General features: G+C 63.2%; 12 protein-coding genes. 4 read left to right on the top strand and 8 right to left on the bottom strand.

The genetic code is table 11. From position 1 onward, the window contains the following. Positions 1-10: 10 nt before the first annotated feature. Entirely contained in the window at positions 11-1,354 is a 1,344-nt protein-coding gene (locus tag ACR9ZN_RS27255) for a uracil-xanthine permease family protein (RefSeq protein WP_481273668.1), read from the top strand. Positions 1,355-1,357: 3 nt separating this feature from the next. On the opposite strand, the gene ACR9ZN_RS27260 is transcribed toward ACR9ZN_RS27255, so the two are convergent. After that, a complete protein-coding gene (locus ACR9ZN_RS27260) occupies positions 1,358-1,834 on the bottom strand; it encodes an NUDIX hydrolase (RefSeq protein ID WP_481273669.1) in 477 nt (158 codons plus the stop codon). A 92-nt stretch (positions 1,835-1,926) separates the two neighbouring features. Next, positions 1,927-2,298, bottom strand: a complete 372-nt coding sequence (locus ACR9ZN_RS27265; protein WP_454812419.1) for a c-type cytochrome — start codon at positions 2,296-2,298, stop codon at positions 1,927-1,929. A 374-nt stretch (positions 2,299-2,672) separates the two neighbouring features. Between ACR9ZN_RS27265 and ACR9ZN_RS27270 the strand changes: the two genes are divergently transcribed. Continuing rightward, complete coding sequence (locus ACR9ZN_RS27270) at positions 2,673-3,449, top strand: SDR family oxidoreductase (protein ID WP_441773295.1); 777 nt, start codon at positions 2,673-2,675, stop codon at positions 3,447-3,449. A 135-nt stretch (positions 3,450-3,584) separates the two neighbouring features. On the opposite strand, the gene ACR9ZN_RS27275 is transcribed toward ACR9ZN_RS27270, so the two are convergent. From ACR9ZN_RS27275 to ACR9ZN_RS27295, 5 genes are all read right to left on the bottom strand, one after another. Next, positions 3,585-4,271 carry a hypothetical protein gene (locus tag ACR9ZN_RS27275; RefSeq protein ID WP_481273670.1) on the bottom strand — a complete coding sequence of 229 codons (687 nt, stop codon included), beginning with the start codon at positions 4,269-4,271 and terminating at the stop codon, positions 3,585-3,587. Between the two features lie 526 nt (positions 4,272-4,797). Beyond that, positions 4,798-5,757 carry an ABC transporter substrate-binding protein gene (locus tag ACR9ZN_RS27280; RefSeq protein ID WP_434959547.1) on the bottom strand — a complete coding sequence of 320 codons (960 nt, stop codon included), beginning with the start codon at positions 5,755-5,757 and terminating at the stop codon, positions 4,798-4,800. A 197-nt stretch (positions 5,758-5,954) separates the two neighbouring features. Then, positions 5,955-6,956 carry an ABC transporter permease gene (locus ACR9ZN_RS27285; RefSeq protein ID WP_434959548.1) on the bottom strand — a complete coding sequence of 334 codons (1,002 nt, stop codon included), beginning with the start codon at positions 6,954-6,956 and terminating at the stop codon, positions 5,955-5,957. Further along, positions 6,953-8,467, bottom strand: coding sequence for a sugar ABC transporter ATP-binding protein (locus tag ACR9ZN_RS27290; protein ID WP_434959761.1), 1,515 nt, complete (start codon positions 8,465-8,467; stop codon positions 6,953-6,955). Before ACR9ZN_RS27290 ends, ACR9ZN_RS27285 begins: the two co-directional genes overlap by 4 nt. A gap of 253 nt (positions 8,468-8,720) precedes the next feature. After that, positions 8,721-9,767 (bottom strand): GlxA family transcriptional regulator, encoded by a 1,047-nt coding sequence (locus ACR9ZN_RS27295; protein ID WP_481273671.1) that lies wholly within the window; start codon positions 9,765-9,767, stop codon positions 8,721-8,723. A 65-nt stretch (positions 9,768-9,832) separates the two neighbouring features. On the opposite strand from ACR9ZN_RS27295, the gene ACR9ZN_RS27300 reads away from it, so the two are divergent. Then, positions 9,833-10,516, top strand: a complete 684-nt coding sequence (locus ACR9ZN_RS27300) for a DJ-1/PfpI family protein (protein ID WP_434959550.1) — start codon at positions 9,833-9,835, stop codon at positions 10,514-10,516. Between the two features lie 28 nt (positions 10,517-10,544). On the opposite strand, the gene ACR9ZN_RS27305 is transcribed toward ACR9ZN_RS27300, so the two are convergent. Continuing rightward, positions 10,545-11,192: a VOC family protein gene (locus tag ACR9ZN_RS27305; protein ID WP_481273672.1), complete on the bottom strand. Its 648-nt coding sequence runs from the start codon at positions 11,190-11,192 to the stop codon at positions 10,545-10,547. Between the two features lie 287 nt (positions 11,193-11,479). Here ACR9ZN_RS27305 and ACR9ZN_RS27310 point away from each other — a divergent pair, with 287 nt between their 5' ends. Further along, the gene (locus tag ACR9ZN_RS27310) at positions 11,480-12,121 is read left to right on the top strand and encodes a PadR family transcriptional regulator (protein ID WP_481273673.1); all 642 of its coding nucleotides are present in this window, start codon (positions 11,480-11,482) and stop codon (positions 12,119-12,121) included. The last annotated feature ends 51 nt before the right edge of the window (positions 12,122-12,172 follow it).

The raw sequence follows: 12,172 nt of genomic DNA on the forward strand, positions 1-12,172 counted from the left end.
AGCAACTACAATGACAGGTCTGATCAAAGATCGGCTTGGCGAACACGCGGACCGGGCTGCCGATGACGGCGCCATCGGCGATGTCGAGGCAGTGATGCCGGCCCGGCGCGGGCTGGCGCTGGGCCTGCAGCAGGCCCTGGTTTCCAATGCCTGGCTCGACCCGATTTTCGTCGCTTCCGTCGGCGGTTTTTCCGCGAGTCTGGCCACCAATCTGGTCACCGCGACCTTCCTGGCTGCCGGGATCGTGACGGTGGTGCAGAGCACCAAGCTGGTGCGCCTGCCCATCGTGCAGGGGCCGTCATCGGCCTTTTCGCCGCTCGCCATCGGTTACTACAAAGCCGGGACCATCGCCTCGGCCAGCCTCGGCTTGCTGATCGGTGCTGGCCTGGTCTTTCTCGCAGCCGCCGCGGGCCAACTCGCTAGGCTGCGCCGCCTGCTATCGCCGGCGGTATCCGGTACCATCATCACGCTGGTCGGCATCGCCCTGGCGGGGTTCACTTTCCAGGAGTTCTTCGGCGGACCGGGCATGCCGACTTTCGGCACGCTGCCGAGCCTGGTGCTGGGCTGCCTGACCACGGCTGCCGTCCTCGTCTGTTCCGCGCTCGGTGGCCGGTTGCGCATGTTCGGCTTTCTGATCGCGCTGGTGCTGGGCGATTGCGCCGCCCTGGCTCTCGGCTTGCTGGATTTTTCAGCGGTCGCGACGGCACCCTGGCTCGCCTTGCCGCAATTCCTCCCCTATGGCCCGCTCCATTTCGACCTCGGCATCACCCTGACCATGAGCATCGTCTTCCTGGTCGCGGTGGTCGAGGCGATGGGCATGTATGAAGCAACGGCGCGGCTGACCCGCACGCCGCTGGATGACCGGCGCGTCAATATGGGCATTGCCGGCGAGGCGGGAGGTTCCATGCTGGCCGCCTTGATCGGCGGCTTCGGCACCACGGCCTATGCCCAGAACCTGGGCGTGGTGAAGATCACCGGCGTGGCGAGCCGGCATGTGGTGCGTATCGCCGGCATCATCTTCATCGTGCTGGCTTTCCTGCCGAAGATGGCTGCCGTGCTGGTGGCGACGCCGGCTGCCGTCATCGGAGGCCTGTTCCTGCCGGCGGCGGGTACGGTGATCATGACGGGCATCCAGCTTGCAAGCCAGGAAAGGGGCAGCGCCATCAAGAATCTGGTGGCACCGCTCGGCCTGATGGCCGGTCTTGGCATTCCCGCGCTATCGAGTTCGTTCAAGGGGCTGCCGCCGCTCCTTGCCGAGATGACCTCACATTCCATCGTGGTCGGGGCCGTGGTGGTGATGGCTGCCGAAATCGTGCTGGTGCGGCTGCCTGCGCTGCTGGGGGCGGCAGACTGAGCGTCAAGGCGTGATGCGCCCGGAGGTCGATGCTTTCGCCAGAACCAAGGCCTCCTGGGCGAGCGTGTCGACATCGGTGCTCGCGTAAGCCTGGTTCGCCAGAAGGGCCGGCAGGTCGAACCAGCGCGCTTCCAGGGCATCGTCGGCGGCGACGGCCTCGCCGGCCTGCCAGTGGCAGAGCACGCCAACCAGCACATAGTGGTGGCCACCTTCATGGGCCGGACGAGGATCGATGGAATCGAGGGCTGCGAAGGCCTTTACGGCGCGGGCCTTGACGCCGGTCTCCTCCTCGAGTTCGCGCAGGGCCGCCTGCAGCATGCCTTCGCCGGGTTCGATCTTGCCGCCCGGAAAGCCCCACAGGCCCTGGTCCGGTGGATTGGCGCGGCGAACCAGCAGAAATTCCTCGCCGCGCAGCACCACGGCGAGCACGGCGGCGACCGGGCGGCGCGGATTGTCGCTTGTGGCCGGATCCGATGCCATCTCTGATTTCCCTGGAACCGTCTGCGTATCGAAGGGATAGCTATAGGCGCCTTCCGCTTCGAGCGACACCCCAGGGCAACGCTCCCGTGTTTTTATTCCTGGTCGGAAGCGGGGCGGGAGCACAGATAGGCAATGACGTCGGCGCGGGTGGCGGCATCGTTGATCGAGATGGTCATGCGTGCCCCCGGCAGGAAGCGTGCGGGCCCGGAGAGCCAGTGGTCGAGCGTGGCTGCAGACCAGGTCAGGGGTTGTCTTTGCAAGGCCTGGCTGTAGCGAAAGCCAGGGATGCTGCCGGCCCGCCGGCCGTAGACGTCGCCGAGGCGGGGACCGAAGCGATTTTCTCCCAGGGCATGGCAGCCGCTGCAATGCTGCTCGAACACGGTTTGCCCACGGGCGGGATTGCCGGTGACGCTCGACGCGGCTTGCCCTGCCGGAGAGGCGACGGGGAGCAGGGAGGCCAGCAAGGCAAGCCATCCAAGCCATGGCGGAGCCCGGCCTGGAAAGAGAGACCGCAGCCGTTTGGCGCCGGTGGTCGATATGGAGCGCGGCTGGTTTTGCGAAAAATCGAAAGGGGTTGCCATGTGGTGCTCGCAACATGAGGATTTGTCGCTTTTGTAATGTGATAAATCCTCATGTTTTTGATGTCAAGCGGGACACCTTGTCTGTCGAGGGCTTGTCTCGGGAGGAGTTCGCATGTTCGAGGCGGAGCATGGCAAGAACTGCAGCCTTGCGTGTCCGCCGCGTCCCATGGGCTTGTCGGCTGCCGTTACCCCTGCGAAAAAGCCTGCCTTTATCCGGCGTCGTCCTGGCCGGGTATCAAGAGGCACTGGAGAGCATCATGAAGCTTGGTATCGAAGGAAAATCCGCCATCGTCTGCGCCTCCAGTCGAGGTCTTGGCAAGGCTTGCGCGCTGGCCCTGGCGCGGGAGGGCGTGAATGTGGTGATCAATGGCGTCACGCCTGCCACGCTGGAGAGGACCGCGACCGAGATCCGCGCCGCGACGGGCGCGACGGTCACGCCTGTGATTGCCGATGTCGCCAGCGTGGAGGGACGAAGCAAGCTGCTGGAAGCCTGTCCGCAGCCCGACATCCTGATCAACAATGCCGGCGGCCCGCCGCCGGGAGATTTCCGCCAGTTCGGCCGCGAGCAATGGCTGGCGGCGCTCGATGCCAACATGCTGGCACCGATCGAGCTGATCAAGGCGACGCTGGATGGCATGATCGCGCGCCGCTTCGGGCGCATCGTCAACATCACCTCGGTGACGGTGAAGGCTCCCATCTCCTATCTCGGCCTGTCGAACGGTGCCCGCAGTGGGCTGACCGGTTTCGTCGCCGGTCTCGCACGTGACGTCGCCCGCCATAATGTGACGATCAACAACATCCTGCCGGGCTCTTTCGGCACCGATCGGCTGCGGGACAACGCCGCAGCCTCGGCCAGGCCTGGGCAGACGGCGGAGGAAGTGCTCGCCGAATGGCAGGACGGTGAGGTTTCCGGGCGGTTCGGTGATCCGGACGAACTGGGCGCGGTCTGCGCCTTTCTGGCTGGAACGCAGGCCGGCTATGTCACCCGCCAGAATATTCTGATGGATGGCGGCAATTTTGCCGGATCGTTCTGAGGGGCTGTCGGAACGGCAGGGCGATCGATTGATGCATCACTTTCCCCGGTTCCCCATGCCCCTCAAAAGGAGGGGCCGGCCTTGAAGGCCAGCCCCTCGTCGTGCGCTCAATTCGGTTCGACCTCTTGGATGGGCTCAGAGCTTGGCCAGCATCTGGCACAGCTTGATGAGCTGAGCGTCATATTCGTCGGTGGCGCCGAGAACCATCTTGCAGCGCTTCTTGAGGGCGATGCGCTGGGCGCTGCTCATCGAAGCGAACTGATTGGAGACGTTGCCGATATTCACACCTGTGCCGGGGACGCCCGGGGTACCAGGATTTCCCGGAGTGCCCGGCGTACCAGGTGTCCCCGGGATGCCGGGATTCGTGCCGGGCACGTTCACGCCGACGCCGACATTGACGCCCGTTGCGTTGTTGAGCGAGGCATTGACATTGGCATCAGCGACCGAGGAGTTGACGCCGACATTGGCGTTGACACCATTATTGGGCGTTGCCGATGCATTGACATTAGCCGTCGCGGCATTGCCGACACTGGCCGTCGTGTTGGAATTCAAGCCGTTGCTGTTGAGGCTGGTGTTGCTGTTGGCATTGACCGGACCCACCTTGGCGCTGACGCCGACATTGACACCGCCGACGGCACCACCGACCGCACCCACGGCGCCGCCAACAGCGTTGCCGAGGCCGCCGACTGCATTGCCGAGACCTCCGCCGTTATTGCCGAAACCACCGCTCAGGGCCGTCTGCGGAGCGACAAGAAACAAAGTAGTCGCTAGTCCAGCAAACATTGCAACCTTGCGCCATTCCTTCCGAAATTGTTTGGGCATGTCGACCTCCACCTGAGAAAACTCGAACATTCAGCTGAGAACTCCGGGGAAAGGAGCCTTGGGTGCTTTCTCGATCGGCCGGAAGCTGACTGTTGCTAACAAAATATGCTAAAAAATAGTAAATCGCAACGTGAATTCATAAAGAATAAATCGATTTATCGCGATAAAGCGCGTCGTTTTATTTTTTGTACATGGAGTATTTCAAAATATACTTTTATATTCCCTTGAGTTAATTGCCTGAGAAAAGCAGTTCAAGCATGATTATGCTTCCTGTCTTCGGCTGTTTCTGTGCGACGCGGCCGAGTGTCGTCATGGATAAATTGCGGCTAGAATGTGACACTTATGGGGAGGAATTGGGGGGCTGGGCTCTACCTCTCCAATGATACTTAAGTATTAGATTGTAGCATCGAGGTATGACTGTAATCCCTAATAGGTATTGTTTAATTAGGTATTATTGTACCTTAATCAGCGCAATAAAAAAGCCGCCCCGCATCGGGAGGGCGGCTTTCCCGTTTGTCATTCTCGCTCAGAACGGCGAGTCAGGGTAGTAGAAATCCTTGGCGTTGTCCTTGGTCACCAGCGTGGCATCGAGAATATAGGAGCCGCGCACGGGCAGCTTGTCGTAGAGACCGGCTGCGGTGAGATCCATCGCGACAGCGACCATGGCAGGCGGATACAACACGTCCGCCGGGATGGTGGCGTCGCCATCCATGACTTTCTTGATCATGTCCTTCATGCCGGCACCGCCGAGCACGAATTTGATGTCGCTGCGGCCGGCCTGCTTGATCGCCTCCAGCACGCCCACAGCCATGTCGTCATCCTGACACCACACCGCATCGATCTTGGGGTGCTTGGTCAGGAAGTCCTGCATGACCTTGAAGGCATCGTCGCGGCTCCAATTGCCGAACTGGCTGTCGATCACCTTGACCTCGGAGCCCTTCAGGCCCTCGTTGAAGGCATTGACGCGTTGCTCGTCGATGACGATGGGCAGGCCGCGGATCACCACGACGTCGCCCTTGCCACCGAGCTTTTCCTTGACGTAGGCGGCCGAGACGGTGCCCAGGCCCGGATTGTTGCCGGCGACGTAGAGATCCTGGATTGGATCGCGCAGGGCGCGGTCCACCACGGTTATGAACACGCCCTTGCCCTTGACCTGGCGGATCGGGTCGGTCAGCTCGTCGGAATTATGCGGCAGTACGACGAGGGCGTTGATACCCTGCGTGGTCAAGTCCTCGAGGGCGTTGGCCTGCGCCGCGCCGTCGGGAGAGGTCTTTACGATGACCTTGAGGCCTGGATAGCGCGCTTCCAGCGCCTTGGCCTCCTGCTGGGCGTGATAGACCACGCCGCCCGTCCAGCCATGATCGGCGGCTGGGATCGAGACGGCGATGGTCTTGCTGTCGGCGGCTTTGACATCCGTCGTCTGGACCGCTGTGCCGGCAAGTGCGAAGAGACCAGCCGTCATCAGGCCAGTCAGCAATTTGCGCATGATATCCTCCCTAGCGCTTTTCGTTCCCCTAGAGCAAAGCGCGTTTTAGCGGAAACGCTTCTCTGCTCTAATTCTTTGTTTCCAAGCCAATCCGAAGGATTAGCCAGAGCGTCTTTGCGATTCGAAGTGAGTCCGTCTAATCGCAAAACGCATTTGGGCGCGGGTTTGTGCCGCCCACTCCATGTGGGTGGGGTGGCTCAACTCCTCCGGGCGAGCGAGCGCTGCACCAGCATGGCGATGATGATGATGGCGCCTTGCACGGCGCCGACCAGATATTCCGACACGAAATTCGACAGCACCATGATGTTGGAAATCACTTCCAGGATCAGCGCGCCGCAAATGGTGCCCCAAATGCGCCCGACACCGCCGCGCAGCGCCGTGCCGCCGACCACGACCGCCGTGATGGCCTGCAATTCCCAGCCAAGGCCGGTGGTGGAGGTGGTCGAGCCGAGCCTGGGCACATAGACCAGCACGGCGATGGCGACGCACAGGCCCTGGATGATGTAGGTGAGCATGCGCACGCGCCCGACCGAGATGCCGGAATAGCGGGCGACATCCTCGTTGGATCCAACGGCCATGACGTGCCGCCCGAAAGTGGTGCGGTAGAGCAGGAAGGCACCGATAACCGCCACCGCGATGATCACCCAGACTGGGAAGGGCAGGCCGAGAATGGTGCCGAAATAGACTGGGCGGTAATCGGCCCGCAGTTCCATCGATTTCATGGCGATCGAGCCGCCGTCGGCCAGCCAGATCAGCAGCGAACGGAAGATCGCCATGGTGCCGAGCGTGACGATGAAGGGTTCGAGCCTCCCGGCGGTGACGCCCAGGCCGTTGGCGGCGCCGCACAGGGCGCCGAGCAGCAAGGCCAGGATCATGCCGATGGCGAGCAGGGCATAGCCGTCGCCGATATAGGCCTTGTTGAGGAAGAGGATCATCACGCCCGAGACCAGGGCCGCCATCGAGCCGACCGAGAGGTCGAGGCCGCCGGCGGTGATCACGAAGGTGGCGCCGACCGCGATGGTGGCGATGAAGGCGCTGCGGGCCAGGACATTGGTGAGGTTGTCGAGGTCGATGAAGCGGGCATTGACGAAATAGCCGAGCACCATCAGCACGGCGAGTGCCGCGAAGGGCGCGATGGCGCGCAGGTCGAAATCCTGGAAGCGGCTTGCAGCCTTGGTGGGGGCGAGCTCTCCGCTCATATCTGTGCTCTCGCTTCTTCTCTGGAAACGCCGGTGGCATGCACCACGATTTCGGCCTCGGTCATGGTTTCGCCCTTGACCTCGCCGGCAATATGCCCGCCGCGCATCACCAGGATGCGATGGCACACGCCGATCAGTTCCTGCATCTCGGAGGAGATCACGATCACACCCTTGCCCCTGGCGGCGAGGGCGGCGATGAAACGGTAGATCTGTTCCTTGGTGCCGATGTCGATGCCACGAGTGGGTTCGTCGATGATGACGATCCTCGGCTCCAGCAGCATCATCTTGGCGAGCAGCAATTTCTGCTGATTGCCGCCAGAAAGCTGGCCGGCGAGCAGGGTCTTGGAGCGGGCCCGGATATCAAAATCCTGGAAGGCCTGGTTGAGCGCGCTCCATTCACGCGCCTTGTCGATGAAGGCGCCCGAGGTGAAGCGATCGAGCGCGGCCAAGGTGAGGTTGGTGCGCAGATCCTGCGCTAGCAACAGGCCCTTGCCCTTGCGATCTTCCGAGAGGTAGACGATGCCGGCCTCCATGGCCTGGCGGGGCTCGCCGAAGTGCACAGGTCGACCCTCGAGCCTGAGGGTGCCCGTAGCGGAACGCAGACCCAGCAACCCTTCGAACAGCTCGGTGCGTCCAGCGCCGACCAAGCCGGCAAAACCGAGGATCTCGCCGGCCTGCAGGCTGAAGCTGGCTTCGGCAACAAAGCCCGGCACGCTGAAATGCTCGACCGCGAGCAGGGGCTCCTTCGAGACCGTCAAGTCCGCATCCGCGATATCCTTGGGCGGATAGAGATTGGCCATGTCGCGCCCCACCATCAACTGCGCCATGTCGATGGGCTGGAGCTCGGTCGTGGGCCTGGTGGCGATCCATTTGCCGTCGCGGAGCACGGTGACGCGGTCGGCGATGGCCTTCACCTCGTTGAGGCGGTGCGAGATGTAGAGAACCGCCGCACCCCTGGCACGGATGGCGGTGATCACCTTCAAGAGGGCCTGCGTCTCCACTGCGGTGAGGGAGGCCGTGGGCTCATCGAAGATCACCACGCGGTGCGGCACCGCCAGGGCGCGGGCGATCTGGACCAATTGGCGCTGGGCGATGGAGAGGCGTTCGACCAGCCTGGTCGGCGCGATCTCAGCCCCGAGCTCGCGAACTGCCCGCGCGGCTTCCTGGTTCATGGCCCGGTCGTCGACCATGAGGCCGCGGCGGACCTCGCGACCGAGGAAGATGTTCTGAGCCACGGTGAGGTGGGGCGCGAGCAGGATCTCCTGATGCACCAGCACGATGCCGCGATGCTCGGCATCGACCGGGCCGGAAAAATGCACCGGCTCGCCATCGATGGCGAGCGTGCCCCGGCTCGGCTGCAGATGGCCGGCGAGGATCTTCATAAGGGTAGACTTGCCGGCACCGTTTTCGCCGATGATGGCGTGAACCTCGCCTGCCTTGAGGTCGAGCGCGATGTTGCTCAGCACCTCGATGGCGCCAAAGCTCTTGGACAGGCCACTGGCAGCCAGCACCGGGACGGTCTGGTTCTGCGCGGCAGCCTTGCTCGCTTCCGCCTGAGACAAATCCGGTTCCTGGTTTTCGTTTCCCGCCAACGTCCCCTTCGCCATCTGCACGGGCGAATGAGTTACGTACCTCGCAATTGTCAGATTAACTGGACGGCGGGTTCTGTCAATCGGGCATTGCGGGAGCGCGGACATCTTGTCCGCTTTTGGAAACGCCGATCTAGGAAGAAAGCAAAGGCGGACGCCGCGACATGCTAGCATGTCACTGAGATGTCCGCGCTCCAAGCGCATGCCCGCCAGAAAATCGCTCGCGATAGGATTGCGGCGTGGTGGCCAGGTGCCGGGCGAAACCGCGCCGCATGGTCTCCTCGCAGCCGAAGCCGCAGCGGGCGGCGATCTGCTTGAGAGGCAAGGCGGTGTCGGCGAGCAGCGTGCGTGCCTGTTCGACCCGCAGCCTTTCGACGGCGCGGGCCGGCGGCACGCCGGTGGCCTCCCGGTAGCGACGCTGGAAGCTGCGTTCGCTCATGCCGGCCTGCGCGGCGAGGGTGGGGACGGACAGGTCGGCGTCGAGATTCTCCCGCATCCAGCTATGCAGGGCTTCGAAACGGGAGGTGCCATGCTGGAGCGCCAGGGCGGCGCTGTATTGCGACTGCCCGCCCGGCCGCTTGAGGAAGACCACGAGTTCGCGCGCCACCGCCAGCGCCATGGCGCGCCCAAGATCGCGTTCGACCAGGGCCAGAGTGAGATCGATGCCGGCGGTGACGCCAGCTGAGGTCCACAGATTGCCGTCCTCGATGAAGATCGGATCGCTTTCCACCTGTGTTGCCGGAAAACGCTCGGCGAGCAGGGCGCAGGAATCCCAATGGGTCACGACGCGCTTGCCATCGAGCAGGCCGGCGGCGCCGGCCAGGAACGCCCCGGTGCAAACAGCCGCGACCCGTCTGGCGGTTGTGGCCTTGGCCACCATCCAGGCGACGAGTTCGGCGTCTTCGACGGCCTGATGTACGGCGCGCCCACCGGCGATCACCAGCGTGTCGCAGGCTTCGCTGACCTCCGGCAGGGGCTCGGCCTTCAGCGTCAGCCCGGCCCAGGCAGGGACCTGGCCCTGCTTGGCGACGATACGCAGGCGATAGGCCGGAAGCCGTCCGTCATCCTCCAGCAGGCGGTTGGCCGAGGCGAACACCTGCATGGGGCCGGCGATATCGAGGAGCTGAAATCCCGGGAAGGCGAGCAGATCCACCGCGCGCGGCGTCCGGCCATGCGGCGGCCCATCGATCGGATTTGGCGTAAAGTGTGGTTCAAACGACATTTGCGCCAAAATCTGCCGCTCTACAATGGCTCTGTCAATATCAAGATTTGGAACGGAGTACCGCCATGATGCTGCAGATCGGCTTTCTCGTCTTTCCCAAGGTCCAGCTGCTTGACCTGGCCGGGCCTTTCGACGCCTTCGCCGCGATGCCGGGCGTTGTCCAGCATCTGATCTGGAAGGATCTCGATCCGGTGACGGCGACCTGCGGCTGGCCCGTCCAGCCCACGACGACGCTGCAGGATTGTCCGATCCTCGACGTGCTGTGCGTGCCGGGCGGAGCCGGCATCAATGCCTTGATGGAAGATGAAATGATCCTCGATTTTCTGCGCCGCCAGGCCTGGAGCGCCCGCTTCATTACCTCTGTGTGCACTGGCGCGCTCGTTCTGGGAACCGCGGGGCTTTTGGAGGGAAAGCGGGCGACGACGCATTGGGGTTCGCATCATCTGCTAGAGCCACTCGGCGCCGTACCGGTGGCCGAGCGTATCGTCGTCGATGGCCGGCTGATCACCGGTGGTGGCGTCACGGCGGGTATCGACTTCGCACTCGATATCATCGCCCGGCTGCGAGGCCGAGAGGAGGCCGAGGCCGTGCAGCTCAAGCTCGAATATGCGCCGGCGCCACCCTTCGATGCGGGATCCCCCGCGACGGCGCCGGCAGGCGCGATCGAGGCGGCGCGCGCCTCCGCCTCCAGCTATGTTGAAGAGCGGGAGCGCATCGTCGCCAGATTGCTTGCCGCCAAGGCCGCGTGAGCGCGGCCATCCGGTTGGACGGAACGGCTCAGCTAGCCGGGCCGGCGAACAAGATCAGGTTACCGTCCGGATCCTGGACGATGAGGGTCCTGGCTCCCCAGGGCTCTTTTCTGAGCGGCTGATGGAAGGCCACGCCCGCAGCCTGGAAAGTCAGGAAGAGCTGCTTGATCTCGGCTGTGCTGTCGACCGTGATGGCGGCGGCGAGCAGATGCTCGCGCTGCCTGACATCGCCGACATAGACCGGTTCGCACACCAGCCTCAGGGCGAGCCGCGCTCTGTCGCGTATGACCTGCGCGTAGAAAGGCCGATCGCCATAGGCAAAATCCAGGTTGAAACCGAGCTTGCCGATAAAGAACGCGCATGAGGCGGTGACGTCGGCGACGAAGAGTTGCGCCGCAATCGAACTCAAAAAGGCTTGCGGCGCGGTCTTTTCCGGAAGGTTCGTAATGGTAGGGGCTCCTGTCTTGAGCGCCTCCCATCCCTCGAATCCCAATTGGCGAGCGACGAGTTCCAGAGCGTCGGCGAGCTGGAAATTCGCCTCCAATATCTGGTGGTCGTCGAGGTGACGGAACCGCGGCAAGGCGGCCCTGATCTCGGCGGCGACCGGATGATAATGCTCGCGATGCCAACGCAGATATTGCTTGGCCTGCTTCTTGAGATTTTCGAGGTTCGGCATAGGCGCAATCGTGGTTTCGATTGTAGGCGGGCATTGCCCTTCCGACGGTGCACCGGTGCGCCCTACGCAGCGCCTTGAGACTGCCGCAGCAAGTTTGGGCTGTCAATCATCCCGCCATCGTCGTCAGGAGAACCCAAGGGGGATGGGATGGGGACAGGTAGGGCGATCATGCTTGCATTCGGTAGCCAAGATTTTCGAAGGCTCAAAATTTTCAAAAGGCTCTTGCGTAATCTATCTTTCGATATATCTTAAGAATCATCTTAAAGATAGAACGAAAGGTATAACGAATGTTTGGACGACATCATGAAGGCCGCGGTCGCGGCGAGTTCTCGGGCCGCGGCGGATTTCGCGGATGGGGCCGTGAGGAACAGCGGGAGTGTGCCCCGGGTCGTGGGGGGCGTTGGGGACGCGGCGGTTTCGAGGGCGATGGCCCGGGCGATTTCTTCGGTAGGGGCTTCGGCGGGCGTAGCCGCGTCTTCGGCCATGGCGATCTGCGCCTGGTCATCCTGGCGCTGATCGCCGAGAAGCCGCGCCATGGCTATGAGCTGATCCGCGCCATCGAGGAGAAGTTCGGCGGCGCCTATGCACCGAGCCCCGGCGCGGTCTATCCGACGCTGACGCTCCTGGAGGAGCAGGACCACATCCGTGGCGAAGTCACGGAGGGCACCAAGAAGCTCTACACCATCACCCCGGAAGGCGAGGCCTTCCTCGCCGAAAACCGCGACGCGGTCGATGGCGTGATGGCGCGTATGGATCTTGCTGCCAGCGCCTTCTCCGCCCGCTCCACGCCGGAGATGGTGCGTGAAGCTCTGCATACGTTCCGGCACGCCCTGCAGATGCATCGTGGTCCCTGGACGCAGGCCGAGGCCGAGCGGATCCGCGCCATCATCGAAAAGGCCGCCCGCGACATCGTCGGCGGACAGAATTGACGGGCAAGCCTGCCGAGGCCGTCCACCCAAGGCTGCGGCTTCGCGGGATCG

The sequence above is a fragment of the Labrys sp. HAY1-8F genome (genome assembly GCF_056754975.1).